Origin of the sequence: Bosea sp. AS-1 (assembly GCF_002220095.1) — a bacterium.
Classification (GTDB): domain Bacteria; phylum Pseudomonadota; class Alphaproteobacteria; order Rhizobiales; family Beijerinckiaceae; genus Allobosea.
This window is the reverse complement of the sequence record NZ_CP022372.1, coordinates 3425208-3451089: the sequence shown is the minus strand read 5'-3', so window position 1 is coordinate 3451089 and position 25882 is coordinate 3425208. Positions and strand designations below refer to the sequence as shown.

General features: G+C 66.5%; 29 protein-coding genes. 20 read left to right on the top strand and 9 right to left on the bottom strand.

The annotated features are described in order from the left end of the window. Positions 1 to 5: 5 nt before the first annotated feature. Genes CE453_RS18255 through dprA form a run of 4 tightly spaced genes read left to right on the top strand, consistent with a single transcriptional unit; the run spans position 6 to position 3443 of the window. Complete coding sequence (locus tag CE453_RS18255) at positions 6 to 248, top strand: hypothetical protein (RefSeq protein ID WP_089175870.1); 243 nt, start codon at positions 6 to 8, stop codon at positions 246 to 248. Further along, positions 241 to 1542 carry a dihydroorotase gene (pyrC, locus tag CE453_RS18250; RefSeq protein WP_089175869.1) on the top strand — a complete coding sequence of 434 codons (1302 nt, stop codon included), beginning with the start codon at positions 241 to 243 and terminating at the stop codon, positions 1540 to 1542. The genes CE453_RS18255 and pyrC overlap by 8 nt, the downstream gene beginning before the upstream one ends. A 33-nt stretch (positions 1543 to 1575) precedes the next feature. After that, positions 1576 to 2199 (top strand): glycerol-3-phosphate 1-O-acyltransferase PlsY, encoded by a 624-nt coding sequence (gene plsY / locus CE453_RS18245; RefSeq protein WP_248307784.1) that lies wholly within the window; start codon positions 1576 to 1578, stop codon positions 2197 to 2199. 5 nt (positions 2200 to 2204) lie between these two features. Next, the gene (gene dprA / locus CE453_RS18240; protein WP_248307783.1) at positions 2205 to 3443 is read left to right on the top strand and encodes a DNA-processing protein DprA; all 1239 of its coding nucleotides are present in this window, start codon (positions 2205 to 2207) and stop codon (positions 3441 to 3443) included. A gap of 40 nt (positions 3444 to 3483) precedes the next feature. Here the strand turns inward: dprA and CE453_RS18235 are convergent, their stop codons facing one another. Then, positions 3484 to 3717, bottom strand: coding sequence for a hypothetical protein (locus CE453_RS18235; protein WP_089175868.1), 234 nt, complete (start codon positions 3715 to 3717; stop codon positions 3484 to 3486). A gap of 165 nt (positions 3718 to 3882) precedes the next feature. Next, a complete protein-coding gene (locus CE453_RS18230; protein WP_089175867.1) occupies positions 3883 to 4797 on the bottom strand; it encodes an AEC family transporter in 915 nt (304 codons plus the stop codon). A 239-nt stretch (positions 4798 to 5036) separates the two neighbouring features. Here CE453_RS18230 and CE453_RS18225 point away from each other — a divergent pair, with 239 nt between their 5' ends. Beyond that, positions 5037 to 5438, top strand: coding sequence for a hypothetical protein (locus CE453_RS18225; protein ID WP_198302143.1), 402 nt, complete (start codon positions 5037 to 5039; stop codon positions 5436 to 5438). 142 nt (positions 5439 to 5580) lie between these two features. Beyond that, positions 5581 to 5943, top strand: coding sequence for a hypothetical protein (locus CE453_RS18220; RefSeq protein ID WP_089175866.1), 363 nt, complete (start codon positions 5581 to 5583; stop codon positions 5941 to 5943). Positions 5944 to 6005: 62 nt separating this feature from the next. On the opposite strand, the gene ruvX is transcribed toward CE453_RS18220, so the two are convergent. Then, positions 6006 to 6509: a Holliday junction resolvase RuvX gene (gene ruvX / locus CE453_RS18215; protein ID WP_089175865.1), complete on the bottom strand. Its 504-nt coding sequence runs from the start codon at positions 6507 to 6509 to the stop codon at positions 6006 to 6008. Positions 6510 to 6690: 181 nt separating this feature from the next. Here ruvX and CE453_RS18210 point away from each other — a divergent pair, with 181 nt between their 5' ends. Then, the gene (locus tag CE453_RS18210) at positions 6691 to 7275 is read left to right on the top strand and encodes a GNAT family N-acetyltransferase (RefSeq protein ID WP_248307782.1); all 585 of its coding nucleotides are present in this window, start codon (positions 6691 to 6693) and stop codon (positions 7273 to 7275) included. A 138-nt stretch (positions 7276 to 7413) separates the two neighbouring features. Here CE453_RS18210 and ade read toward each other — a convergent pair whose 3' ends face one another. After that, on the bottom strand, positions 7414 to 9114 hold the full coding sequence (gene ade, locus CE453_RS18205) for an adenine deaminase (RefSeq protein ID WP_089175863.1): 1701 nt from the start codon (positions 9112 to 9114) through the stop codon (positions 7414 to 7416). A gap of 124 nt (positions 9115 to 9238) precedes the next feature. Here ade and CE453_RS18200 point away from each other — a divergent pair, with 124 nt between their 5' ends. The 4 genes from CE453_RS18200 to CE453_RS18185 all read left to right on the top strand — a co-directional run bounded on the left by CE453_RS18200 (position 9239) and on the right by CE453_RS18185 (position 12236). Beyond that, positions 9239 to 9937, top strand: coding sequence for a metal-dependent hydrolase (locus CE453_RS18200; RefSeq protein ID WP_089175862.1), 699 nt, complete (start codon positions 9239 to 9241; stop codon positions 9935 to 9937). 112 nt (positions 9938 to 10049) lie between these two features. Further along, positions 10050 to 10337 (top strand): Asp-tRNA(Asn)/Glu-tRNA(Gln) amidotransferase subunit GatC, encoded by a 288-nt coding sequence (gene gatC, locus CE453_RS18195; RefSeq protein ID WP_089175861.1) that lies wholly within the window; start codon positions 10050 to 10052, stop codon positions 10335 to 10337. A gap of 85 nt (positions 10338 to 10422) precedes the next feature. Beyond that, a complete protein-coding gene (gene gatA / locus CE453_RS18190) occupies positions 10423 to 11937 on the top strand; it encodes an Asp-tRNA(Asn)/Glu-tRNA(Gln) amidotransferase subunit GatA (protein WP_089175860.1) in 1515 nt (504 codons plus the stop codon). A 92-nt stretch (positions 11938 to 12029) separates the two neighbouring features. After that, positions 12030 to 12236, top strand: a complete 207-nt coding sequence (locus CE453_RS18185; protein ID WP_089175859.1) for a hypothetical protein — start codon at positions 12030 to 12032, stop codon at positions 12234 to 12236. Between the two features lie 108 nt (positions 12237 to 12344). Here the strand turns inward: CE453_RS18185 and CE453_RS18180 are convergent, their stop codons facing one another. Continuing rightward, on the bottom strand, positions 12345 to 15545 hold the full coding sequence (locus tag CE453_RS18180; RefSeq protein ID WP_089175858.1) for an efflux RND transporter permease subunit: 3201 nt from the start codon (positions 15543 to 15545) through the stop codon (positions 12345 to 12347). A gap of 85 nt (positions 15546 to 15630) precedes the next feature. Continuing rightward, complete coding sequence (locus tag CE453_RS18175; RefSeq protein ID WP_089175857.1) at positions 15631 to 16785, bottom strand: efflux RND transporter periplasmic adaptor subunit; 1155 nt, start codon at positions 16783 to 16785, stop codon at positions 15631 to 15633. A 274-nt stretch (positions 16786 to 17059) separates the two neighbouring features. On the opposite strand from CE453_RS18175, the gene gatB reads away from it, so the two are divergent. From gatB to CE453_RS18155, 4 genes are all read left to right on the top strand, one after another. Beyond that, positions 17060 to 18556, top strand: coding sequence for an Asp-tRNA(Asn)/Glu-tRNA(Gln) amidotransferase subunit GatB (gene gatB, locus CE453_RS18170; protein WP_089175856.1), 1497 nt, complete (start codon positions 17060 to 17062; stop codon positions 18554 to 18556). Positions 18557 to 18579: 23 nt separating this feature from the next. Further along, entirely contained in the window at positions 18580 to 19086 is a 507-nt protein-coding gene (locus CE453_RS18165) for a GNAT family N-acetyltransferase (RefSeq protein WP_089175855.1), read from the top strand. Positions 19087 to 19129: 43 nt separating this feature from the next. Beyond that, positions 19130 to 19618, top strand: coding sequence for a GNAT family N-acetyltransferase (locus tag CE453_RS18160; RefSeq protein WP_089175854.1), 489 nt, complete (start codon positions 19130 to 19132; stop codon positions 19616 to 19618). A gap of 127 nt (positions 19619 to 19745) precedes the next feature. Further along, on the top strand, positions 19746 to 20453 hold the full coding sequence (locus tag CE453_RS18155) for a glutathione S-transferase N-terminal domain-containing protein (RefSeq protein ID WP_089175853.1): 708 nt from the start codon (positions 19746 to 19748) through the stop codon (positions 20451 to 20453). Positions 20454 to 20867: 414 nt separating this feature from the next. Here CE453_RS18155 and CE453_RS18150 read toward each other — a convergent pair whose 3' ends face one another. Beyond that, positions 20868 to 21254: a DUF2147 domain-containing protein gene (locus CE453_RS18150; protein ID WP_198302142.1), complete on the bottom strand. Its 387-nt coding sequence runs from the start codon at positions 21252 to 21254 to the stop codon at positions 20868 to 20870. A 354-nt stretch (positions 21255 to 21608) separates the two neighbouring features. On the opposite strand from CE453_RS18150, the gene CE453_RS18145 reads away from it, so the two are divergent. Next, complete coding sequence (locus CE453_RS18145; RefSeq protein ID WP_248307781.1) at positions 21609 to 21878, top strand: sel1 repeat family protein; 270 nt, start codon at positions 21609 to 21611, stop codon at positions 21876 to 21878. Positions 21879 to 21923: 45 nt separating this feature from the next. Here CE453_RS18145 and CE453_RS29480 read toward each other — a convergent pair whose 3' ends face one another. Continuing rightward, positions 21924 to 22058 carry a hypothetical protein gene (locus tag CE453_RS29480; RefSeq protein WP_282568761.1) on the bottom strand — a complete coding sequence of 45 codons (135 nt, stop codon included), beginning with the start codon at positions 22056 to 22058 and terminating at the stop codon, positions 21924 to 21926. 177 nt (positions 22059 to 22235) lie between these two features. On the opposite strand from CE453_RS29480, the gene ndk reads away from it, so the two are divergent. Next, on the top strand, positions 22236 to 22658 hold the full coding sequence (ndk, locus tag CE453_RS18140) for a nucleoside-diphosphate kinase (protein ID WP_089175851.1): 423 nt from the start codon (positions 22236 to 22238) through the stop codon (positions 22656 to 22658). 95 nt (positions 22659 to 22753) lie between these two features. Here ndk and CE453_RS18135 read toward each other — a convergent pair whose 3' ends face one another. Continuing rightward, positions 22754 to 23596, bottom strand: a complete 843-nt coding sequence (locus CE453_RS18135; protein WP_157733091.1) for a MipA/OmpV family protein — start codon at positions 23594 to 23596, stop codon at positions 22754 to 22756. Positions 23597 to 24136: 540 nt separating this feature from the next. Between CE453_RS18135 and CE453_RS18130 the strand changes: the two genes are divergently transcribed. From CE453_RS18130 to CE453_RS18120, 3 genes are all read left to right on the top strand, one after another. After that, positions 24137 to 24541, top strand: coding sequence for a PRC-barrel domain-containing protein (locus CE453_RS18130; protein ID WP_089175849.1), 405 nt, complete (start codon positions 24137 to 24139; stop codon positions 24539 to 24541). Between the two features lie 45 nt (positions 24542 to 24586). Further along, positions 24587 to 24790: a CsbD family protein gene (locus CE453_RS18125; protein WP_089175848.1), complete on the top strand. Its 204-nt coding sequence runs from the start codon at positions 24587 to 24589 to the stop codon at positions 24788 to 24790. 615 nt (positions 24791 to 25405) lie between these two features. Next, positions 25406 to 25768 carry a hypothetical protein gene (locus CE453_RS18120; protein WP_089175847.1) on the top strand — a complete coding sequence of 121 codons (363 nt, stop codon included), beginning with the start codon at positions 25406 to 25408 and terminating at the stop codon, positions 25766 to 25768. Positions 25769 to 25882 lie beyond the last annotated feature (114 nt).

Genomic DNA, 25882 nt, shown 5'->3' with positions numbered 1-25882 from the left:
GGTCGATGGCGGCCCCGCGCCTCTGGTGGCTGGGAGCGTTGCGACGGGCGCGGTTCGTCTTCGTGGGGCTCTATCTCGTCGTGGCGGGCGGCTATCTTTGGGCCGATCCGCATGCCGGCTGGACCTGGTTCATCGTCCTGGCCGGCGGGTTGCTCTGCTGTCTGCTCTGGTGGCTCGTCGCCCGCTGGAGCTTCGTCTTCACGCGCCGCCCGGATGCTGACAGGGGCAATGGAACAGGTCATGGCTGAAACGCAGGATATCGCGATCATCAACGCCCGCCTGGTCGACCCCGCGACGGGGCGCGAGGGTGCGGGCGCGGTCCTGCTGCGCGATGGTGTCATCGCCGGCGTGGAATGGGGCGCAGCGCCCGCGACGGGCGAGGGTGTCCATCGCATCGACGCCAAGGGGCGGGTGCTCGCGCCGGGCCTGATCGATCTGCGCGCCTTCCTCGGCGAGCCCGGGGCGGAATTCCGCGAGACGCTCGGCACCGGCTCGCATGCCGCCGCGGCCGGCGGTGTCACCACCATCGTCTGCCGGCCCGATACCGACCCGCCAATCGACGACCCGGCCATCATCGACTTCCTCAAGCGCCGCGCCCGCGACAAGGCGATCGTCAACGTGCTGCCTTCGGCGGCCCTGACCAAGGGACTGGAAGGCAGGGAGATCACCGAATTCGGCCTGCTGCTCGAGGCTGGCGCGGTCGCCTTCGGCGATGGGGCGCGGGCATTGCGCAACCCGCAGGTGATGCGCCGTGCCATGATCTATGCCGGCAATTTCGACGCCCTCATCATGAACCATGTCGAGGACCCCGAGCTGCGCGGCTCGGGTGTGATGAACGAGGGCGAGTTCGCCAGCCGTAAGGGCCTGCCGGGTATCCCGCCCGAGGCCGAGACGGTGATGCTGGAGCGCGACCTGCGCCTCGCCCGCGCCACCGGTGCGCGCTACCACGCCGCGATGATCTCCTGCGCCGAATCGGTCGAGCTCATCCGCCGGGCCAAGCAGGACGGCGTCCGTGTCAGTTGCGGCGTCTCGATCAACAACCTGACCCTCAACGAGAACGACGTCGGCGATTACCGTACCTTCTGCAAGGTCTCGCCGCCGCTGCGCACCGAGGATGAGCGCCTTGCGATCGTCGCGGGCCTGGCCGAAGGCATGATCGATGTCATCGTTTCCGACCATGACCCGCAGGACGTCGAGACCAAGCGCCAGCCCTTCGCCGAGGCCGCCGACGGCGCGCTCGGCATCGAGACGATGCTGCCGGCGGCGCTGCGGCTGGTGCAGTCCGGTCAGATCGAGCTGCCGCAATTGCTGGCGGCGCTGTCGAGCAAGCCGGCGGGCTTGCTCGGACTCGGCAGCGGCCGGCTCGCGCCGGGCGCCCCGGCCGACCTGATCCTGCTCGATCCCGACGCGCCCTTCGTCGTCGACAAGCGCAAGCTGAAATCCCGCGCCAAGAACTCGCCCTTCGACGAGGCTCGCCTGCAGGGCATCGTCCAGACGACCTTCGTCGGTGGGCGGGTGGTCTATGAAGCCGAACTTGGCTAGCTTGAGACGGGGATAGGCTTTGGAAGGGGCGGCATGAGCGAGATTATGAACTGGAGCCTATCCGGCTCCGCGACGCTGATCGCCCTCGTCGTCGGCTATCTCTTCGGCTCCATCCCCTTCGGCATCATCCTGACGAAGCTCGCCGGCGGCCCGGACCTGCGTAGCATCGGCTCCGGCAATATCGGCGCGACCAACGTCCTGCGCACCGGCAACAAGAAGCTCGCCGCCGCCACGCTCGTCGGCGACATGCTGAAGGGTACGGTAGCCGTGTTGGTCGCCTGGCACTGGCTCGGCGGGCCGCAGGCGGCGCTCGTCGCAGCGGTTGGCGCCTTTCTCGGCCATCTCTTTCCGGTCTGGATCGGTTTCAAGGGGGGCAAGGGCGTCGCGACCTATCTCGGCGTGCTGATCGGCCTCAATGGCTGGATTGCGCTTGCCTTTGCCGCGATCTGGCTCGCGGTGGCGTATCTCTCGCGCTATTCCTCGCTCTCGGCTCTGACGGCCAGCGTGTTGACGCCGCTCCTGCTCTGGTTCGTCGCCGGGATGCATCAGGCCGCGCTCGTCATGGCCATCCTCACGCTGCTGCTCTGGATCATGCATCGGACGAATATTTCCCGCCTGCTGGCGGGGAATGAAGGCCGGATCGGCCAGAAGGGCTGAACGGCATGGCAGCTGGCATCGTCCTTTCCGATCGCCAGCGCCTCGATTGGTTGAGGCTGATCCGCAGTGACGGCATCGGCCCGCGCAGTTTCCGTTCCCTGACGAACCGCTTCGGCGGTGCCGGCCCGGCGTTGGAGGCCTTACCCGACCTTGCCAGGCAGGCCGGGCGCGACATCCGCATCTGCCCGCCCGCCGAGGCCGAGCGGGAGATGATCGGGCTCATCCGCCTCGGCGGCCGCTTCATCGCGCTGGGCGAGGCCGATTACCCGCGGCCGCTCCAGGCCATCGATTCAGCCCCGCCGCTGCTGGCACTCATGGGGAGCGCAACGGTTCTGTGCCAGCCCGCCGTGGCGATGGTCGGTTCGCGCAACGCATCGGCTGCCGGGCTTACGCTGACCCGCCGGTTGGCGCGCGAGATCGGGGAGGCGGGCTTCACCATCGTCTCCGGCCTCGCCCGCGGCATCGATACGGCCGCCCATGAGGCGAGCCGTCCGACCGGGACCGTCGCCGTGCTGGCCGGTGGACTCGATCGAATCTACCCGCAACAGAATCGCGCCCTCGCCGAGCGCATCGCCGCCGAGGGCGCGCTCGTCAGCGAGATGCCGCTCGGCTGGGAGCCGCGTGGGCGCGACTTTCCACGGCGTAACCGCATCGTCTCGGGGCTGGCGCTCGGCACCCTTGTGGTCGAGGCGGCGCGCCGCTCCGGCTCGCTCATCACGGCGCGTTTCGCCAATGAGCAAGGCCGGCAGGTCTTCGCCGTTCCGGGCTCGCCTCTCGATCCGCGCGCGGAGGGCGGCAATCACCTGATCCGCGAAGGGGCGACGCTCTGCGCCGCGGCGGAACATGTCGTCGAGGCGCTGCAGCCGATGGTCGGGCGGCCAAGCGATCTTTTCCACGCCTCGGGTGCACTACGCGAGGAAGGCACCCAGGACAGCGACGATCCGCTCTGGGAGGAGCTCGATCTGCCCGATGTCGCAAGGCCGCCTCTCGCAGAGGCGGAGCGGTCCGAGCCCGATGGCTTCGGGCCGTCGTCGTTTTCGTCGCTGGCGGCCGGATCGGTTGGGGAGGGCGATATCGGTCCCCATCTGCTCGGGCTGCTGAGCCCCACGCCCATCGCGCTCGACGACCTGGTCAGGGCAAGCGGTCACTCGGCGCGGGAGGTCGGGCGCGTCCTGCTCGAGCTGGAGCTCGCCGGCGCGGTGCTGCGCCATCCCGGCGGCGGGCTGTCGCGCGCGAGCCTCTGAGGCCTGCTTTTCCCGAGCTTGCCGTCGCCGCTGCCGCCGATCAGGTGGCGAGCTTGCGCTCGGCGATGATCTCGATCTGCGCCGAGGCCTCGATCCGGGCCATTTCGAGGAAGTAGGACAGGGTATCCAGCTTGGCGCTGCGGGCCATCACGCGCAGTTCGGCGGCCATGCCTTCGATGAAGGTCGCGACCTCGAAGGGCGACAGCGGCTGCTCCGGCAGCGCGGCTTGCCGCTCGGTATTGTCATAGGGGAGAATCTTCTTGGCCGAGGACATCGCAGGCAGGCTCCCTCATGCGCTCGCAGGCCAGTCTTCCGGTCTTCCCGGCCTCAAGCCGACGATACAATCATAAGGTGCATGTCTTAAAAATTTCAAGTTTTTGTATACTAAGCCGAGTCGTTTTCCGTTGCACGAGAAAGGTCCGGCCAACGGCAGGCTGCCCTACCCGAGGAGGAAGACTGCCACCGGCAGGGTGGCGAGGGCGAGCACGGTCTGCAAGGTGGTGATCTCCGCCATCAGTGGCGCATCGCCGCCGAGATCGCGAGCCAGGAAATAGGCGGATGTCGCGGTCGGTACCGCTGCGGCGATGACCGTCATCGTCAGCGCCGGGCCGCTGACGCCGAGTTGCCGGGCGAAGAGCCAGCCCAGCAGCGGCATCGCCACGAGCTTCAGCACGACGGCTGCGCCATGGGCGAGGTTCGGCCGGGCCAGCCGCTTCAGGTCGAGGCCCGCCCCGACCACGAGCAGGCCGATGCCGAGCGAAGCCCGCCCGAGCACGTCGAGATAGCCGATGAAGGCCGTCGGCAGGGCCCATTGCAGCGGGTTGAGCGCCAGCCCCAGCAGGGACGACCACATGAAGGGGTTGTAGAGGATCGAGCGCACGGTCGCGCCTGCGCTCATCGGCTTGCCGTTGGCGTAGCGCGCCAGCACCAGGACGCAGATCACGTTCAGCAGCGGAATCATCGCGGCGACCGCGATCGCCATCAGTGTCGTGCCGGCGCGCCCCTGCAGGCCGGCGGCCAGCGCCAGCGCGACGAAGGTGTTCCAGCGCACCGCGCCCTGGAAGACCGAGGTGAAGGCGGGGCCGTCGACGCCGGCGCGTGCCAGCATCGGGCGAATCAGCAGCAGGAAGGCCGAGACGCTGAGGATCGCGAGGACGAGGCTCAGGCCCATGTTCAGCACAGGGAGGTTGCCGAGATTGGCCGTCGCCAGCGTCTGGATGACGATCGCCGGGAACAGCACCTGGTAGGTCAGCCGCTCGATGCCGAGCCAATGAGCGGGTGGAATGACCTCGCGGGTCTTCAGGAAACAGCCCGTGGCGATGACGAGAAAGACGGCGATCAGGCTGTCGAGCATGGGATTCCGGAAGCGCAGGCGATCGGGCCGGGGGAACAACGGCTGCGGTCGGCCGTTGTGGAGTCGGATAAAATCCGGCCTGTCCCTCTCATGAGGAGCCGGCCGGGGCAAGGGCGCTTCCGTCCGGTCGCATCTGCCTCTGCCGCAATGCCGCCGCGATTGGTTCAGGTGCCGTTCAAGCGAAACGGGGCAGGGTATCCGCAAGATTCGGGCGTCGCCCCGGGAAAGGAGATGTCGCCATGATGTCTTTGAGGAAGAAATGGATTGTCGCTCTCACCGCCGCCAGTGTCGCCGCGGGCAGCGTGGCGGTGCCGGCCATGGCGCAGGAGCGCCGTTCCTTCGACCCCGCCAAGCTCGACAAGGCTCAGGCGGAATATAGCCAGTACCGTTATCGCGGCTATCGCGGCGGTTATTACCATGGTGGCTGGCGTGGTCCGTCGCGCGGTGGCGCGATCGCGGCCGGCATCGGCCTCGGCATTCTCGGCGCGGCTGCGGCTGCGGCAAGCGCCCGGTCCTATGACCCCTATTACGATGGCGGCTACTACTATGCGCCGCCGGCGCCGGTCTATGTGGCGCCGCGTTATGCGCCCTACGGCTATTACTCGGCGCCCTACGACTTCCGCGACGATCGCTACCGCTGAGATCGCCGCGTAGGCTCTGATATCGATATTCGACCGGCCCGCGCCCCCGGCGCGGGCCGTGTGCGATGGGGCGGGCTTTTAAGGATTTCCGGCGTCTCTTCGTCGGACAAGCCATTCCTGGAAGGTTGGGGACACCACCGAAATGACGATGATTCGATCCGCGTTGCTGGCTGGCCTGGGTCTGGGCCTGGCGAGCCTGACCGTGGTGCAGCCGGCCTCCGCCCAGTACTATGGCGGCGGCTATGAGCGGCGGTCCGATGACGATGGCTATGGCCGCCGGCGCTATGAGCGCGACGACCGCCGCGATTTCGAGCGCCGCGACAGCTATCGCCGCGACTATGGTCGCCGCGACGGCTTTGGCGACGATCGCCGCCGGCGCGAGGGCTATGGCTACCGCCAGCCCAACCCGATGGCCGGGATGAGCATCGAGGACCAGAAGCGCGCCATCAAGAACGAGCGCAAGGCGCAGAAGAAGGCCTTCAAGCAAGGCATCTTCACCCGCTGAGCCAGTTCTGCCGCGAAGCGGAGAATTCCGAGGCCGCCTGCCACCCGGCAGGCGGCCTTCGCTTATTCGTAGTCGTCTTCCTCGTCCTCCTCGGGCACGGCGAGGCGCAGCAACCGGTCCAGCGCGCCCTGGAGGATGTAGGCCGCCGCCATCTTGTCGACCACGGCGGCGCGCTTGGCCCGCGAGGCATCGGCATCGAGCAGGGTGCGGGTCACGGCCAGCGTCGACATGCGCTCGTCCCAGAACACGATCGGCAGGTCGCTCAGCGGCGACAGGTTGCGCACGAAGGCGCGGGTCGACTGCACGCGCGGCCCTTCGCTTCCGTCCATGTTGAGCGGCAGGCCGATCACCAGCCCGGCGACTCCGTGCTTCTCCGCGATCTTGAGCAGGGCAGCGGCGTCGACCCCGAACTTGATGCGCTGGATCGTCTCCAGCGGCGTCGCGATGCGGCGCTCGACATCTGACAGAGCGAGCCCGATCGTCTTGGTGCCGAGGTCGAGCCCCAGCAGCCGGGCATGGGCCGGCAGGTCCAGGAAGCTTTCGAGCGGGACGATGGCGCTGGTCATCCCAGCGCGGTACCACGCCCGGCCAGCGCTTGCGAGCGGTTGCTATGGGAGGCGCGGGCGTTGCGTGGCGGGAATGGCCGTTGCCGCGCCGATATCGGGCCGGAGCCGTCGCCTCCGGCCGCCGATCCCTCTATCGTTCGCGCCTCCAGCGGCATCGCCGCGCTTAACGGAGATCCTCGGCGTGCCGGCTCTGATCTCGCTGCAAGTTCCCGACAGGGCCCTGCTCGGCCCCTATCAGGTGGCGCTGCGCGACGGCTGGTCGCCGAACACGACCCGCAACGTCGCGCCCGAGCAGCTTGCGGCCATCGCGGCCGATGCCGACGCCTTCCTGGCCGAGATCCGGGGCGGCCCGGGCCGCATCCGCCTGCCGGATGGCCGGGAAGTCGACCGCATTCCCGGGCCGACGCGCTGGATCTTCGCGGAGGACCGGCCGGAGCGGCCCTTCGTCGGCTCGATCAACCTGCGCTGGCAGGAGGATGCGCAGGGCCGGCCCATGTTGGCGCTGCCCGAGCACGTGCTGGGCCATATCGGTTATTCGATCCTCCCGGCCTTCGCCGGCCACGGCTATGCCAGCGCCGCGCTCGCCGCCATGCTGGGCGTCGCGCGCGAAGCCGGGCTGCCGGAGATCAGCATCACCTGCGACGAGACCAACCACGCCTCGCGCCGGATCATCGAGAAGAATGGCGGCCGGCTGATCGAGACCTTCGTCATGCCGCTCTATGGTCCGGAGCCACATCTGCGCTTCATCCTCAGCACAGCGCCGTGACCGCTTCGCCGAAGGCGGGCACGCCCGGCCGATGATAAATCGATGGATGAAGCTGTGAGCGGAAGCGATTCCGCTCATTGACGATTCGGGTGCGGTCGCTCCGTCCGGATTGCGCGGATCACCGATGCGCGTGGATCCTTACACCAGCGCGAACCGGTCGACATCGACCAGCCCCTTGTCGGTGATCTTGAGGTGCGGGATCACCGGCAGTGTGAGGAAGGCGACCTGCAGGAAGGGCTCGGCCAGCACGACGCCGAGTGCCTTCGCCGCCGCGCGCAAGCCCTCCAGATCGTGCCGCACCGCCTCGAAGGGCTGTTCGCTCATCAGCCCCGCGACCGGCAGCGCCAGTTCGGCCGTGACCTTGCCGCCATCGGCGACCGCGAAGCCGCCGCCTGTCTCGATCAGCCTGTTCGCCGCGGCTGCCATCGACGCTTCGTCCACGCCGACGACGCAGAGATTGTGGCTGTCATGCCCGACCGAGGAGGCGATGGCGCCATGCTTCATGCCGAAGCCGTGGACGAAGCCGGTGGCGATGCCACCGCTCCGGCCATGCCGCTCGATCACCGTGACCTTGACCGCGTCCTGCGCCAGATCGGGCAGGGCCTGGCCGTCGCGCGCCGGCAGCTTCATCGAAAGATGCTCGGTGATGATCCGCCCCGGCACGACGCCGATCACCGGCGTCTCGCCCTCACGCGCCTTCACATGGAAATCCTCCGGCGTGACGGGCTGGCACCTCACGCTGCCATGCCCGACCGCCGGAACCTCGGTTCGGCCCTCGAACAGGGCCTCTTCCACCAGCCGACCGCCAGTGAGGACCCGGCGCACCGCGCAGGTGGCCAGATCCTCGACCAGCACGATATCGGCACGCTTGCCCGGCCCGATGAAGCCGCGATCGAAAAGGCCGAAATTGCGCGCCGCCGAGAGCGAGGCGATGCGGTAGGTGGCAAGCACATCCGCGCCGTTCGCGATGGCGGTGCGGATCATGTAGTCGAGATGGCCTTCCTCGCCGATGTCGAGCGGGTTGCGGTCATCGGTGCAGAAGGCGAGGAACGGCGAAGCGTCGCGCGAGATCAGCGGGATCAGCGCGTGCAGGTCCTTCGAGACCGAGCCTTCGCGGATCAGCACCGCCATGCCTTTGCTGAGTTTTTCGCGGGCCTCCTCGGCGGTGGTGGTCTCGTGGTCGGTGCGGATGCCGGCGGCAAGATAGGCATTGAGATCCTTGCCCCGCACCAGCGGCGCGTGGCCGTCGATATGGCGATGCGAGAAGGCCTCGAGCTTGGCGAGGCAGCCGGGATCGCGGTTGATCACGCCGGGGAAATTCATGAACTCGGCGAGCCCGATGACCTTGGGATGATCCATCATCGGGGTCAGGTCGCCGGCTTCGAGCTGGGCACCGGCTGTTTCGAGATGCGTCGCCGGCACGCAGCTCGACAGGTTGACGCGCAGATCCATCCGCATCGCCTCGGCTGAGGCGAGGAAGTAGCGAATGCCCTCGGCGCCGAGCACGTTCGAGATCTCGTGCGGGTCGCAGATCGCCGTGGTGACGCCATGGGGCAGCACGCAGCGCTCGAACTCGAGCGGCGTCACCAGCGAGGATTCGATGTGCAGATGGGTGTCGATGAAGCCGGGCACGGCGATGAGGCCGGTCGCGTCGATCACCCGCTTGCCTTCGTAGGACCCATAGGTCCCGACGATGGTGTCGCCGCAGATGGCGATGTCGCTCTCGACGAGGGCTCCGGTGACGAGGTCGAGGAGCCGCGCGCCCTTGATGACGAGATCGGCCGGCTCGTCGCCATGGCCCTGCGCGATCCGGCGGGCGAGCGTGGCAGCGTCGGTCATGGGAGAAGTCCGTTCTGTGGTCATGGGTACAAGCCTGCATGGCTTGGCCCGCATTGTCGACTTGGTCGCTCCGGCGGATCGGCCTAGATAGAGGCCGGAAACTGGAAAGCCTGGAGTCCCCCGCATGAAGCTCACCTGGTACGGCCATTCCGCCTTCCGCGTCGACATCGATGGCGCCGCCATCCTGATCGATCCGTTCTTCACCGGGAATCCGGCCTTCGAGGGCGATCCGGCCGAGGTCACGAAGGGCGTGAACTACATCGTCGTCACCCATGGCCATGGCGACCATGTCGGCGACACGCTCGACATCGCCGAGAAGCTCGGTGCGACCGTGATCACCAATTACGACCTCGCCATGCATCTCGCCTCGAAGGGGCTGAAGAAGTTCCAGCCGATGAACACCGGCGGCACGGTCGATCTCGGGCCGTTCAGCGTCACGCTCACCCGCGCCGATCATTCTGCCGGCATGGGCGAGGGCGGCGTCAACGTGCCGGTTGGCAGCCCCAATGGCGCGATCATCAAGGCGAAGGGCGAGAAGACGCTCTGGCACATGGGCGATACCGACATCTTCTCGGACATGGCGCTCCTCAGCGAGATCCATGGCGTCGAGGCCTGCATCTGTCCGATCGGCGACCGCTTCACCATGGGCGGCAAGGTCGCGGCGCTGGCCATGACGCGCTTCGTCAAGCCGAAGGTCGCGATCCCGAGCCATTACGGCTCCTTCCCGATCATCGACCAGAATGCCGACGCCTTCCTCGCCGGCATGAAGGGCAGCGGCATCGAGGTCATCGTGCCGAAGAAGGGCGAGGCCTTCGCGATCTGAGCCGATAATCCGGCTCATCGCTCAATGCTGATTTACGTCTGGGCGTTCGCCGCGCTATAGCGCGGCGAACCGTTTTCCGGCGCGCGAGCCGCGCCTCATGCAGGAGTCCGCCATGTCGGTCGATCTCGCCACCGTCAAACGCGTCGCGCATCTCGCGCGCATCGCCGTTCCGGAGGCCGATCTGCCCAAGCTGCAAGGTGAGCTCAACGCCATCCTCGGCTTCGTCGAGCAGCTCAACGAGGTGAACGTGGACGGCGTCGAGCCGATGACCTCGGTGACGCCGATGGCGATGAAGCAGCGCGAGGACGTGGTCACCGACGGCGAGATCGCCGACGAGATCGTCGCCAACGCCCCGGCCTCCGAAGACGATTACTTCATGGTGCCGAAGGTGATCGAGTGAGCGGCCGCTAGCCGCTTCTTCGATCGTCCCGGAGGCGCGAAGCGCGATCCGGGTCTTTGTGACCAGATAACTCCGGAATTTTCCCGTGACCGATCTCACCCGCCTGACGCTGACCGAGGCCCGCGACGGCCTCAAGGCCAAGACCTTCTCCGCCACCGAACTGACGAAGGCCCATATCGCCGCCGTCGAGAAGGGCCGCGCCCTCAACGCCTATGTGCTCGAGACACCCGAGCATGCCCTGAAGCAGGCCGCCGCCTCCGACGAGAAGCTGGCGAAGGGCGAGGCCCGCCCGCTCGAAGGTCTGCCGCTCGGCATCAAGGACCTCTTCGCCACGCAGGGCGTGCGCACCACCGCCTGCTCGAAAATCCTTGGCAATTTCGTGCCGCCCTACGAGTCGACCGTGACGAGCCAGCTCTGGCGCGACGGCGCGGTCATGCTCGGGAAGCTCAACAACGACGAGTTCGCCATGGGCTCGTCCAACGAGACCAGCGCTTTCGGAAACGTCGTCAACCCCTGGCGCCGCAAGGGCTCCAATGTCGGCTCCGGTGCCGATGGCGCCGTCGAGGGCAACCATCTTGTGCCGGGCGGCTCCTCGGGCGGTTCGGCCGCGGCCGTCGCCGCGGACCTCTGCCTCGCCGCGACTGCGACCGACACCGGCGGCTCGATCCGCCAGCCCGCCGCCTTCACCGGCACCGTCGGCATCAAGCCGACCTATGGCCGCTGCTCGCGCTGGGGCACCGTCGCCTTCGCCTCATCGCTCGACCAGGCCGGGCCTATCGCCAAGACGGTGCGCGACGCCGCGGTGATGCTGCGCTCGATGGCCGGCCACGATCCCAAGGACACCACCTCGGTCGACATGGCCGTGCCGGATTACGAGGCGGCCGTGGGTCGTTCCGTGAAGGGCATGAAGATCGGCATTCCGAAGGAATACCGGCTCGACGGGCTCAACCCGGAGATCGACGCGCTCTGGCAGCGGGGCATCGCCTGGCTCAAGGCCGCCGGCGCCGAGATCGTGGAGATCTCGCTGCCGCACACGAAATACGCCCTGCCGGCCTATTACATCGTCGCCCCGGCCGAGGCCTCCTCGAACCTCGCCCGCTATGACGGCGTCCGCTACGGCCTGCGCGAGCAGGGCAGGGACATCGTCGAGATGTACGAGAAGACCCGCGCCGCCGGCTTCGGCGCCGAGGTCAAGCGCCGCATCATGATCGGCACCTATGTGCTCTCGGCCGGCTATTACGACGCCTATTACGTCCGGGCCCAGAAGATCCGTACCCTGATCAAGCGCGATTTCGAGACGGTCTACGCCGCCGGCATCGACGCGGTGCTGACGCCTGCGACGCCGTCCGCGGCTTTCGGCATCGGCGAGAAGGGCTCGGCCGACCCGGTCGAGATGTACCTGAACGACATCTTCACGGTGACGGTGAACATGGCGGGCCTGCCGGGCATCGCCGTTCCGGCCGGTCTCGACGGGCAGGGCCTGCCGCTCGGCCTGCAGCTCATCGGCCGCCCCTTCGATGAGGAGACGCTGTTCTCGCTCGGCACGGTGATCGAGCAGGCTGCGGGCCGCTTCCCGGTCGCCGAGCGCTGGTGGGGTTGAGTCGGCTCTCGGGCTTCCCCTTGGTCGCCCGGGTGACATTGGCCGTGCTTGATCGCTAGGCTGGGCCGACACCCCCTGCCGAGGAGACGGTGATGATCTTCAGCCGCGCCATGGCCTATGCCTGCCTGACGGTGCTTGCCGGCATCCTCGCCTTCGTCGCGGTGCTGATGATCGTGCTGACGGTCGTCCAGCTCCTGCGGGGAGAGGCGATCCCCGATCCGGCTGCGAGGGCGATCGGCACCATCATCGCCGCCGGCCTCGCATGGGGGTGCCGCACGGTGGCTCGCCGTCTGGTCTGACGGCTTCCCATCGGTTGCGGTCTGGAGATCTGCTCCGCGCAAGGGGGAACGAAAAAGGGGCCGCGACGCGGCCCCTTTTCATATCTGCGATCTCGCCTTTCGGCGGCCTCAATGGGCCGCCGTCGGAGCGGCCGGCGGCTGGGCCTGCGCCTTGCGCTTGGTCCCGCGCAGATCCGCCAGCCAGCGCACCATCACGTAGAACACCGGCGTGAAGATCAGGCCGAACACCGTCACGCCCAGCATGCCGGAGAACACCGCGATGCCCATCGCCTGGCGCATCTCGGCGCCGGCGCCGACCGAGATGGTCAGCGGCAACACGCCGAGGATGAAGGCCATCGACGTCATCAGAATCGGCCGCAGGCGGGTGCGGGCGGCGGCGATGGCCGCGTCGCGCCGGTGCATGCCTTCCTCCTCGGCCTGCTTGGCGAACTCCACGATCAGGATCGCGTTCTTCGCCGCCAGGCCGACGAGCACCACCAGGCCGATATCGACCAGGATGTTGCGGTCGAGATTGGCGTAGTTCACCCCGAACATCGCCGCCAGGATACACATCGGCACGATCAGGATGACTGCCAGCGGCAGGAGCCAGCTCTCGTAGAGCGCCGCCAGCAGCAGGAAGACGAAGATCACCGCGAGGCCGAAGGCGATGATCGCCGTGTTGCCCGCGAGCTTCTCCTGCAGCGCGATCTCGGTCCATTCGAAGCCGAATCCGGCCGGCAGGCGCTCCTTGGCAATCTGCTCGACCGCCGCGATGCCCTGGCCGGTCGAGTAGCCATGCGCCATCGCGAGCTGCACCTCGGCCGCCGGGTAGAGGTTGTAGCGCGGCACGCGATAGGCGCCGGTCGTATCCTTGAAGGTCGCGACCGAACCGATCGGCACCATCTCGCCATCCGCGTTGCGGGTCTTGAGATTGGCGACGTCGCGCGTAGTCAGGCGGAACGGATTGTCGGCCTGCGCCGTGACGCGGAAGGTGCGGCCCAGCAGGTTGAAGTCGTTGATATAGGCCGAGCCCATATAGATCGACAGCGTCTCGAAGATGCGCGTGATCGGCACGCCGAGCATCTCCGCCTTGGTGCGGTCGATATCGGCGTAGAGCTGCGGCGTTTTGGTCGAGAACAGGGTGAAGGGCTGCACGATGAAGGGCAGCTGCGCCGCCGAGCCGGCAACCGTCCAGGCCGCGCCCTCGAGCGCCGCGAGGCCACGCCCGCTGCGATCCTGCACATAGCCCTTGAGGCCGCCGCCATTGCCGATACCGGAGATGGCCGGCGGCTCGATCACCAGGGTGAAGGCCTCCGAGATCCCGAACATCTGCTGGCGCAGGTCGTTGAAGATGCCCTGCGTCGTCAGGCCCTGCTTCTCGCGATCCTTGAACGGCGAGAGCGTGACGAAGGCGACGCCGGCATTCGGCGCGATGGTGAAGGTCGCGCCGTCGAGGCCGGCGAACGCGACGGTGTGCGCGACGCCGGGGCGCGACTGCAGGATCTCGTTGGCCTTGCGCAGCGCCGCGTCGGTCCGCTCCAGCGAGGCGCCGGGCGGTAGCTGCATCGCGACGATGAAGTAGCCGCGGTCGAGCTGCGGCACGAGGCCGGTCGGGGTCTGGGCCAGCCGCTGAGCGGTGAGCGCGATCAGGCCGGCATAGACGATGAGCAGGATCACCGCGAGCCGGATCAGCCGCGAGGTGAGGCGGCCATAGCTGCGCGAGAGCCAGTCGAAGCCGGCGTTGAAGTAGTGGAAGAACCAGCGCACCGGCGCGCCCAGCTTGTAGATGAAGCCGTGCTGCTCATGCTCGTCATGCTGCTTGTGCGGCTTCAGCAGGATCGCCGACATCGCTGGCGACAGCGTTAGCGAGACGAAGCAGGAGATCGCCGTCGAGGCCGCGATGGTTACCGCGAACTGCTGGTAGAACGTGCCCTGCAGGCCGCTGATGAAGGCGGTCGGAATGAACACGGCGCAGAGCACCAGCGCGATCGCCAGCAGCGCGCCGCCGACCTCGTCCATGGTCTTGTGCGCGGCCTCCGCCGGGGACATGCCTTGCGCCAGATAGCGCTCGACGTTCTCGACCACCACGATCGCGTCGTCGACGACGATGCCGATCGCCAGCACGAGCGCGAGCAGCGAGATCGTGTTGAAGGAGATGCCGACGCCGCTCATGATCAGGAAGGTGCCGACCAGCGAGACCGGGATCGCCACGATCGGGATCAGCGCCGCGCGCCAAGTCTGCAGGAACAGGATCACCACGATGACGACGAGGACGATGGCCTCGAGCAGCGTGTCGACCACCGCCTTGACCGATTCCGCGATAAACTCGGTCGGATTGTAGATGATGCGGTGCTCGAGGCCCGGCGGGAAATCCTTCGCCATGGTGTTCATGGTCGAGATCAGGGCGTCGGAGGTCGCGAGCGCGTTCGAGCCGGGGCGCTGGAAGACGCCGATGGCGACGGTGTTCTTGTTATCGAGATAGGCGTTGGTGGTGTAGTCCTGCGAGCCGAGCTCGACGCGTGCGATGTCGCGCACGCGGATCGTGCCGCCATCGGCGTCGGAACGGACGACGATGTTCTCGAATTCCGAGACGTCCGTCAGGCGGCCGAGCGTGTTGACCGAGAGCTGGAAGGCCTCGTTCGACTTGGCCGGCGGCTGGTTCAGCGCGCCGGCCGCGACCTGCACGTTGGCGGCCCTCAGCGCGGCGACGACATCGCTCGCCGTCAGATTGCGCGCGGCGACCTTCGCCGGGTCGAGCCAGATACGCATCGAGAAGTCGCGCGCGCCGAAGACCTGGACGTCGCCCACGCCGTCGACGCGGGTCAGCACGTCCTTCACGTAGAGCGAGGCGTAGTTCGAGATGTACTGCGGATCGCGCGACCCGTCCGGCGAGATCATGTTGATGACCATCAGGAAGTCCGGCGAGGCCTTGCGCACCTGCAGGCCGAGCTGGCGCACCTCCTGCGGCAGGCGCGGCTCGGCCTGCGAGACGCGGTTCTGCACCAGCACCTGCGCCTGGTCGATGTCGACGCCGGCCTTGAAGACGACGTTGATCGTCACCACGCCGTCGCCGGTCGACTGCGAGGTGATGTAGAGCATGTCGTCGACGCCGTTCACCTCCTGCTCGATCGGCGTCGCCACCGTGGCGGCGACCGTCTCGGCCGAGGCGCCGGGATAGGTGGCGCGGATCGACACCGTCGGCGGGGCGATTTCGGGATATTCGGCGATCGGCAGCGTGCGCAGCGCGATGGCACCGGCGATCGTCAGCAGCACCGAGAGCACGGTGGCGAAGATCGGCCTGTCGATGAAGAAATGGGTGAAGCGGAACATGGAGCTATCCTGTCCGGAAAAGGCGGGCGGGCGCCGTCGGGCGCCCGGATTGTCGTGGCCGGGGCAGGGTTGGCCCCGTTGCCGTTCAGTTCGTGGTCGCGACCTTGATCTCGCCCGGCTGCGGCGTCACCGCCACGCCCGGACGGACCATCGGGTTGGCGTTGCCGCCGATGATGACCTTGTCCTGCGCGGTCAGTCCGGCGCGGATCACGCGCAGACCTTCGCTGAGCGGGCCGAGCTCGACGATCTTCGGCACGACCTTGTTCTCCGGGCCGACCGTCAGCACGACCTTGTGGGCCTGGTCGGAGGCGATCACCGCATCCGGCACCAGCAGGGCGTCCGCCTCGCCGGCATAGAAGCGCAGGCGGCCGAAGACGCCCGGCGTCAGGAACTGGTCTTTGTTGTCGAAGACGGCGCGGCCGCGGATCGTGGCCGAGCGTGCGTTGACCGCGTTGTCGAGGAAGTTGACCTTGCCCTTGCGGTCCCACTTGGCCTCGTCCGAGAGCCGCACCTCGACCAGCGTGCCGGAATCGCGGCTGGCGTTGTCGCGGACATTGGCCATGCGGGCATAGCGGAGAAAGTCGGATTCCGAGACGTCGAAGGTGAAGTAGATCGGATCGACCGCGACGATCGTCGTCAGCAGCGTCGCGCCCGACTGGCCGCCGGCGATCAGATTGCCCGGGTCGACGCGGCGGTTCGAGATGCGGCCGGCGAGCGGCGCGCGGACCTCGGTCCACTCCAGGTTGAGCTGGGCATTCTTGAGCGTGGCTTCCGAGCCCTGCAGCGTGCCGAGCGCGCTGTTCAGGTTGGCGCGGCGCTGGTCGACGTCGCGGGCCGTGATCGTGCGGTTCTGCGTCAGGCCCTCGGCGCGCTCGACCTCGTTCTGGGCGAGCTCGACCTGCGCCTTGGCACGGGCGACGTCGGCCTGGGCCACGTCGACGGCCAGTTTGTAAGGACGCTGATCGATGGTAAAGAGAAGGTCACCCTTCTGAACGAGAGCGCCGTCGCGGAAGTGAACGCTGTCGATGAAGCCGGAGACGCGGGCACGCACCTCGACCTGTTCACTGGCCTCGAAGCGGCCGGTGTACTCGTCCCAGTTGGTGATGCGCTTGGCGAGCGGCGACGCGACCTGGACCGGCGGGGCCGGGGGGGCACCCTGGGCAGAGGCTTCGGAGGCGGGGAGACCGGCCGAAGCGACAATGGCAGCGAGCACCAGACCGATGAAACGGCTGCGTGACATGAGGGAACTCCGAATAGCTGGCCGGCGCGACCATGGCGGTTTTGCGACCTTGGCGGCAAGAAGGGTGCGGGAGTGACGAATGTCAAGATCCATCACCCGTCAAAATCCGTGATATTGCGACGATTAGGCCATGTTCCCGCCATCGGGTTGCAGGAGCGCAACGGCTGCGCCCAAGATTGAAGCCACCGCTGGCACGCTGCGAAGCAACGGATGCTTGCCGCACGCGCGCCGACATCGTAACGCGTAGGCGACCATTTCAGCCGGAAGAGACCAGATGAACGCGCATGTCCGCCCCGCCGACCCGAAGAAGCTGATCAAGGGCGCGACCGGGGATTGGGAAGTGGTGATCGGCATGGAGATCCATGCGCAGATCACCTCCAACGCCAAGCTGTTCTCCGGCGCCTCGACCGGCTTCGGCGCCGAGCCGAACGAACATGTCAGCCTCGTCGATGCGGCGATGCCCGGCATGCTGCCGGTGATCAACGCCGAATGCATCCGCCAGGCGGTCCGCACGGGGCTCGGCCTCAATGCGCAGATCAACAACCGTTCGGTCTTCGATCGCAAGAACTATTTTTACCCCGACCTGCCGCAGGGCTACCAGATCAGCCAGTACAAGAGCCCGATCGTGGGCGAGGGCGAGATCGTGGTCGATCTCTCGCCGACCGAGCAGATCACCGTCGGCATCGAGCGGCTGCATCTGGAGCAGGATGCCGGAAAGTCGATCCACGACCAGCATCCGACGATGAGCTTCGTCGACCTCAACCGCTCGGGTGTGGCGCTGATGGAGATCGTCTCCAAGCCGGACCTGCGCTCCTCCGAGGAGGCGAAGGCCTATGTCTCGAAGCTGCGCACCATCCTGCGCTATCTCGGCACCTGCGACGGCGACATGGAGAAGGGCAACCTGCGCGCCGACGTGAACGTCTCGGTCCGCAAGCCGGGCGGCGAGCTCGGCACGCGCTGCGAGATCAAGAACGTCAACTCGATCCGCTTCATCGGCCAGGCGGTCGAGGCCGAGGCGCGCCGCCAGATCGGCATCATCGAGGATGGCGGCACCATCGACCAGGAGACGAGGCTTTACGATCCGGGCAAGGGCGAGACGCGCTCGATGCGTTCCAAGGAAGAGGCGCACGACTACCGCTACTTCCCCGACCCGGACCTGCTGCCGCTCGAATTCGACGATGCCTTCGTCGAGGGCCTGAAGGGTGCGCTGCCGGAGCTGCCGGACGCCAAGAAGGCGCGCTTCATCGCCGAATACGGGCTCTCGCCCTACGACGCCTCGGTGCTCGTCGCCGAGCGCGACCAGGCCGATTATTTCGAAGCCGTGGCCAAGCCTGCAGGAAAGCCGGGCCGCGACGGCAAGGCCGCTGCGAACTGGGTCATCAACGAGCTGTTCGGCCGCCTGAACAAGGAAGGCAAGGACGTCACCGCGTCGCCGGTCTCGGCTGCGCAGCTTGGCGGCCTCGTCGACCTGATCGGCGAGGGTGTCATCTCCGGCAAGATCGCCAAGGACCTGTTCGAGATCGTCTGGACCGAAGGCGGCGACCCCCGCGAGATCGTCGAAGCCCGCGGCATGAAGCAGGTCACCGACACCGGCGCCATCGAGAAGGCCGTCGACGAGATCATCGCGGCGAACCCGGACAAGGTCGAGCAGGTCAAGGCCAAGCCGACCATGCTCGGCTGGTTCGTCGGCCAGGCGATGAAGGCCTCGGGCGGCAAGGCCAATCCGCAGGCGCTCAACGAGATCCTGAAGAAGAAGCTCGGCATCGAGTGATCATGTGACAAGCGAGTGATCATGTGACCCCTGCCGATCTCGTCATTCGCGATGCTGAAGCCGCCGATGTTCCGGCGGTCAGGGCGCTTTTGGTCGAGACCTGGCATGCCACCTATGACGGCATCTATGGCTGGCAGCGGGTCGCCGAGATCACCAATGCCTGGCACTCGCTGGAAAACCTGCGCAGCCAGCTCGGCCGCGAGGAGGGCGTCTTCCTCGTCGGGCTGGTCGGGACGGAGATCGTCGCGACGGCCTCGGCCCGGCCGGAGCGCGACGGCGCCGCGCTGCTGACCCGACTCTATGTCCTGCCGGCCTGGCAGGGCGTCGGCATCGGCCGCACGCTGCTGCAGGTCGCGCTGGCCTGCTTTCCGCAGGCGCCGGTGGCCCGGCTCGAGGTCGAGAGCCAGAACGAGCCGGCTATCACCTTCTACGAGCGCATGGGCTTCTTCCTGCAGCGCCAGGCGCGCTTCGACGGGCGCGACGACACCCCCAACACCCTGCTGATGGCGAAGCGCCTCTTCGTCGCGTAAACCGGCCCTCGTCTCATCCCCGCCTGAGTCGAAAGCCGAAGCGATGACCCGGACACCTGTCACTGCCGCCGAGATCACCATCCGCCGCGCGAAGGCCGGCGACGTCGCGCGCATCGCGGAGCTCATCATGCTCGGCGCCGCGACGCAGACGATGACGCCGGAGGAGATCGCGGTCGAGGCACGGCATCCCGGCTATGCCGAGGCCTTTGCCGAGATCGACACCAGCAAGGACAACATGCTCTTCGTGGCCGAGCGGGCGGGGGAGGTCGTCGGCACCTTCCAGGTCACGCTGATTCCCGGTCTCGTCGCGCGCGGGCGCAAGCGCGGCAAGATCGAGAGCGTCCATGTCGCACCGGAAAGCCGCGGCCTGGGCATCGGCGCGCTGATGATCCGGCACGCGCTCGCCTTTGCCGGGGAGCGCGGCGTCGGGCTGATCGAGCTGAGTTCGAACAAGTCGCGCGCCGATGCGCACCGCTTCTACCGCAATCTCGGCTTCGACCAGAGCCATGAGGGCTTCAAGAAACAGCTCTGAAACCGGAAAGGTTACACGCGGGCAGGACATGACGCGGTCGCGCTGAGGGCAGGCGCGGCCCCTTCCGGCCCGCCGGCTGGCTGCTTAGGTTTTCGACCGAAGCACTGCGCCTGAAAGGAAGCGAACGATGTCGCAAGCCCCCGCCAAGCCGATCGACCTGTATTTCTGGCCGACGCCGAACGGCACCAAGATCTCCATCATGCTCGAGGAAGCCGGGCTGCCCTACAACGTCATTCCGGTGAACATCGGCAAGGGCGACCAGTTCAAGCCGGAATTCCTCGCCATCTCGCCGAACAACCGCATGCCGGCGATCGTCGATCCCGACGGGCCGGACGGCAAGCCGATCTCGGTCTTCGAATCCGGCGCCATCCTGCAATATCTCGGCCGCAAGACGGGCAAGTTCTATCCCAGGGACGAACGCCGCCGCGTCGCCGTCGACGAGTGGCTGTTCTGGCAGATGGGCGGTTTCGGCCCGATGCTCGGCCAGACCCACCACTTCCGGATCTATGCGCCCGAGCAGGTTCCCTATGCCATCGAGCGCTACACCAACGAGGCGAACCGGCTCTACGGCGTGCTGAACAAGCGCCTCGCAGGCCGTGACTATATCTGCGACGACTATTCCATCGCCGACATGGCCTGCATCGGCTGGGCCCGCGGCTGGGAGCGCCAGGGCCAGGACATCAAGCAGTTTCCGAATGTCGGCCGCTGGATCGAGACGATGCTGGCGCGTCCCGCCGTTGCGCGCGGGCTCAAGGTCGGCGAGGAGCTGCGCAATCCGGCCGGCATCAACACGCCGGAGCAGAAGGCGATCCTGTTCGGCCAGAAGGCGCGCTGAGCGTCGTATGGCTGCGCCGAAAGCCCCGCCCAGGCTCGGCCTGCGGGGTTTTCGGTCTGGCGATCCCGTGGGGATGCGCGGGGTCCGGGCGGCGCGCGGTTCTGACCGCGTGCCGAATGTCGATATCGAGTGTCGAAGTTGATGCAGCGCCAACCGGCCCCGTCCGAACCCCGCGCGCGGTTTTCTTCGGTTCCCCTGTCGCCTCAAGCGCTCACCGGGCCTGCCTGTTCGGCCCGGCGGCGAGGGGACCCTCCGGGCGGCACCGCCTGCAATGGCGAGGCGCCCGGACCCCGCCATCTCGCCCGGCCGCATGATGCCTCGCGACAGCCCCCTTGGTCGGGCGGGACGCAGGCAGGATAGGCACATGGCGCGGCGACGGGGATAAGTCCGGCCGAGGGCTGGCGCGCGCCGGCCTCAGTTGGTCCGCGACCACTTCACCGAGCGGCAGATCAGCCCGCCCAGGACGCAGCCTGCCGTGGTCAGCGAATTGCCGGAGAGCGTCATCGTGCCCGAATAGGTCTTGCCGTCCTCGGGGTTGAAGGCGCTGCCGCTCCATTTGTTGGCGCCGCCCGGCTTCATGTCGAAGAAGATGCGCTGGCCCACCTTCGCCGGCCCGTTCGGATCCTTGAGCCAGGAGATCGTGCCGCAGAGGGCGTCGCCGCATTTGCTGAAACGCACGCGCGAGGCGCCGGTGTCGCGTTCCCAGACGCCGAGCACCTCCTGCGCCGAGGCGCCGGCGATGCCGCCGGCCAGAATGAAGGCCGTCATACCTGCCAGGCCGAAAGCCGCCGTCCTTGCCATCCTATCCTCCTTTTCGGCCGCTCGGCCGTTATGGTTTAGATATGAACCATAACGCTATCCGCGCCCCTCTCCAAGATGCCGCAACAGCAGTGCTTGATGCAGCTTCCGCCAGCCAGGGTGAATCCATTCTCAACATCGCGATTCAGCGGCGATCTGCAGGTTTTTGAAAAGAAACGCGTTTCCGGGTTTCTTTCGTAAACGGACGGTTGCTTTAACCTGGCGATTACGTCTCGTTGAGACTCGATTCATCGCAAAATTTAGCCCGCGCTTTAACGGTTGCCGCCACTCTCGCCTCATCGGTCGGGGCCTTGGACGGGTGGCTGGCCGGCAACGACAAACAGGGTGGGTTCAATCATGGCACGCATGGAGATGAGCGCGATTCCCGCTTCGCTGGTTGTTCCGGCGGAGGTATCGGCCGAGGCCTATTGCGAGCTCGGGCTGATGCATGCTTCGGGGCGGGCAGGAGCCGTCGATCTGGTCAAGGCGCAGACCTGGTTCAACATCGCCTTCGCCCGTGGCAGTGTCCGCGCGGCGGCGCACCGGCAGGAATTGGCGCTGGAAATGAGCCGCGACGAGATCGCCGTGGCGCTGCGCGAGGCCCGCGCATTCCTGACGCGGCACTGAGTGCCGCGCTGAGAGGTCTTTGAAGACGGCGCGAGCTTGCGCCGTTCAGAAGGCCGCGATGCCGCCCGAGGGCGGCGGCAGGTTGCCCCTGCGGTCCTTCGTGATGGATTCGGGCGTCACGAGCAGTAGCTGACAGAGCATTGTCAGGAAGCCTGCAAAGACAAGCGCAATGACAACCATGGATCGGCTCCTTGTCGTCAACGCCCCATCCTAGCACGAAATCGGACAGCCGGCTCATCGATTCCGGTTGCTGAGGGGTCAGCACGCGGCCCTTGCGGCGCAAGCCTTGTAGGGGGCGAAGGCGGCAGCTATAAGCGCGCCGCATTTCCCTTATCCGACCCTTCCAAGGATCTTTCGATGGCTGTCCAGCGTACCTTCTCCATTCTCAAGCCCGATGCGACGAAGCGCAATCTCACCGGCGCGGTCAACGCGGTCATCGAGAAGGCCGGCCTGCGCATCGTCGCGCAGAAGCGCATCCAGATGACCAAGGCCCAGGCCGAGACCTTCTACGCCGTCCACTCGGCTCGCCCGTTCTTCGGCGAGCTCGTCGAGTTCATGACCTCCGGTCCGGTCGTCGTGCAGGTGCTCGAGGGTGAGGACGCCATCGCCAAGTATCGCGACGTGATGGGCGCCACCAACCCGGCCAACGCCGCCGAGGGCACCATCCGCAAGCTCTTCGCCCAGTCGGTCGGCGAAAACACCGTCCACGGCTCGGACGCGCCGGAGACCGCGCTCGTCGAGATCGCCCAGTTCTTCGCGGGCAACGAGATCGTCGGCTGATTTCAGCCGCACGCTGAAAAGCGAAAGGGCGGACCGGCAAGCCGGTCCGCCCTTTCTTTTGGGTCGATGCCGTGGCGGCCTTGGCCGGCGGGGCCTCAGAAGCCGAGCGAGTAATTCGATCCGGTATCGAAGGAGAAGCTCGCCGAGATGCCGACCGTGAGCGAGTTGCGCGAGCCGAAAGGCCGTACGATCGGCGAACGGGCGGCGTCGCCGGTGAGCCGCTTGTATTCGATATAGGTCGTGGTCTGGAACCGGTCCGACCAGTGATAGGTCGCCTGCGCCAGCGCGCCATAGGAATGCACGCCGGCGTTGAAGCGCTGCAGCAGCCCGCCGGTGCCGGGCATGGCGCCGCGGGTGCCGAAATAGGTGCGGACATAGTCGGCGCTGGCGATCCGCATGCGCGGGCCGATACCGAAGGTCCAGGGGCCGAGATTGGTGAAGGCGTCGAGCTTGAGGTCTGCGACCACGCCGTCATGGGCGACGATGCCGCGGCGGACGTCGGCGCGGGCGCGCAGCCAGGACGTCGGATAGAACTCGACGAAGCCGCCGGCCTCGCCGCCGAACTTGGTCGCGGGCACGGCGATGAGCGCCGGATTGACCTTGGCGCTGCGCTTCCAGAGCAGGTCGCCCGAGAAGCCGACGCGCCAGCCCTGGCCGGAGAACACGCCGATGCTCAGCATCGTGTCGTCCTCGGCGCTCCACCAGGTGCTCTTCAGCCCCCGGCCGAGCGAGATGATCGGCCGTGCGCGGAAGATGTAGTCGTCGGAACCGGTATAGTCGGGCTGATAGCGCAGGCCCGCTCCCACCGTGAGATACCAGTTCTGGGCGGATTGGGGCGAGGTGAGCTGGGTATAGTCGCTCGACTGCGCCAGGGCGCGCTCGGGGGACGACAGGGCAAGGCAAGCCGCAAGGCCAGCCAGGTACGCAACGCAACGCATGATCCAGAACTCCGACGCGACAGCGCCTCCGGCAGAATGAATGCGGGCAATCTGAGACAAGACCATTAAGAGGCGGTTAAGGTACACATTCTGTTATCCTCAATGTTCTCAAGCAGTTGGCGGCACAGTTTTTTCGGGTTGTCGGGTTTTGCGCGTTCTCGTTCTGCCTGCATTCCGCGGGCCGCGAGCTCTGGTCGATATGCCGGCTGTATTTCATGGCCATGCCACCGGACATCCCGACCATCACCGCGATCTGCCGATGATTCCTGCCCTTGATGCGCTCGTCGCAGACCGTAGAGGCGCTTCCTCCCTGAACTTGGTCCGGACACCAAAATGGGGCGGGCCCATTTTTTGACATTGCGGCGTTCATCCAGGTCCGTAAAGATCTTCAATCTGCGGCGGTTTTCATTTGCAAGGATTCTCTGTTTTTCAATGAGAGTTTGAAATTTTAAGTTTCTAATTTTAAAACTTTCCGGGGAACATAACCATTTTATATAAGTTAAATTCCTCGATGGGGTCGCCAATTTGGAGAATTAAACAATGCGTAAACTTATTTTTGCTCTCGCTCCCGTTATCGCGATGGGCGGAATTACGCTTGCCGTGGCACAAAATGCTACAACGGCGACCCGAGAGGTCTATGTTAAGGCTCGGCCGACGGACGTCCTCAGCAGCAATCTCATTGGCCTGAACGTCCACAACAATGCCAAGGAGAACGTCGGTGAGATCAAGGATCTCATCGTGTCCAGCAGCGGCCAGCTGTCCGGCTTTATCGTCTCGGTTGGCGGCTTCCTCGGGATTGGCGAGCGGTATGTCGTCGTGGCGCCGAGCGCGCTGAAGGTGACCTACTCCGAGAACGACAAGAAATGGTCGGCGACGATGGATACGACCAAGGACGCGCTGAAGGCGGCGCCAGAGTTCAAGTACGAAGGCCGCTGGAGCAAGTAATCCGCGGTCTTCAGCAACTTCAACCACGAGCGAAGGAGGCCAGACATGGACTGGAATCGCGTGGAAGGGAACTGGAAGCAGCTCAAAGGCAAGGTCAAAGAGCAGTGGGGCAAGCTGACCGATGATGATCTCGACGTCATCGCCGGCAAGCGTGACCAGCTTGAGGGCAAGATCCAGGAGCGTTACGGCCTCGCGAAGGACAAGGCGAAGGCAGACGTCGATACTTGGTATAATCGTCAGACCTGGTGACCTTAACTCTCCTTGACTGATCGGCCCCGTTGGCTCGTGCTGGCGGGGCCTTTTACGTTTCAGCCCGCTTCATTGCTCCTGCACAAGGGGCGCGGGGCCGTATCCGGCGTCATCGTCGCGCTGTGGTCGGGCCATGCCGGCATGCGCTCGAGCAGGCGAGCTCCTTGAAGCAGCGCCTCGAACATGTTGGGAGCCGCCGCGATTGGGCAGGTTGCGGCCCCTGGAGTGTGTGCCCGCTCACCCATGTTGAGCCCTCCGAGTGAAGGGCGAAATCCGTTTTCCTCGGTTCCCCTGAGTTTTCGGTCTGTCTGCTCTTGTACCGGTAAGGCGGGAAAACGACTTCCCGGCTTTTCAAAGCCGTAGCCGGAAGCGCAGCAAGAGGCATGTAGCGTTGACGAGACCTTGCGATTCGCGCGGCGCTGGACCGGCTCCTGGCCCGGCCGGCGAGCCGGCTTCGCCTCCGGCGCCGATGGGGCACCGGCTTCCACGGCCACAGCATGGAAATCGGGAAGGCGTGTCTTTTGAACCCCTTGACCTTTCATGCATCTGTGTCATGCGGGGGAAGGGCGGCGCCGGGAGCCATGCGGGCGCGCCTTCTCGAAGGACGGGCAAGTCATGATGATGCGGCGGTTGGGTGCGGTCGTTCTGGCCGGTGGACTCTCTGTGCTGTTGGGCGCCTCGGCCTATGCCGCGAGCAGCTCGACCGCGCTGCCTCCTCCCGACCCGACTGCGAAGAACCTGACGCCCTACATGATCAAGCTGCGCGCCTTCGACGCTTGCCTGATCACCCAGTCGCAGCTCCTCAACACGACGCGCGAGGCGGTGCATTCGCCCTGCAGCTGCTATGCCTCGGGCACGGTCGACGCAATGAGCAAGGACGAGATCCAGGCCTTCCGCGACACCGGCTATTTCAATGACACGGCCCGCGACAAGGGCCTGCAGTTCATCGACAAGTGCAAGTTGAAGCGGCCGTTCTGAGCGACCTGCCGGCTTTCAGCATTCTGTAGAGTTCCCGAGCGATCCCGACGAGCCGCGCAAGCGGCGCCGGTCCGGGGTGGCACGTACCCATGCCGGAGGCGTCGTCGCCTCCCG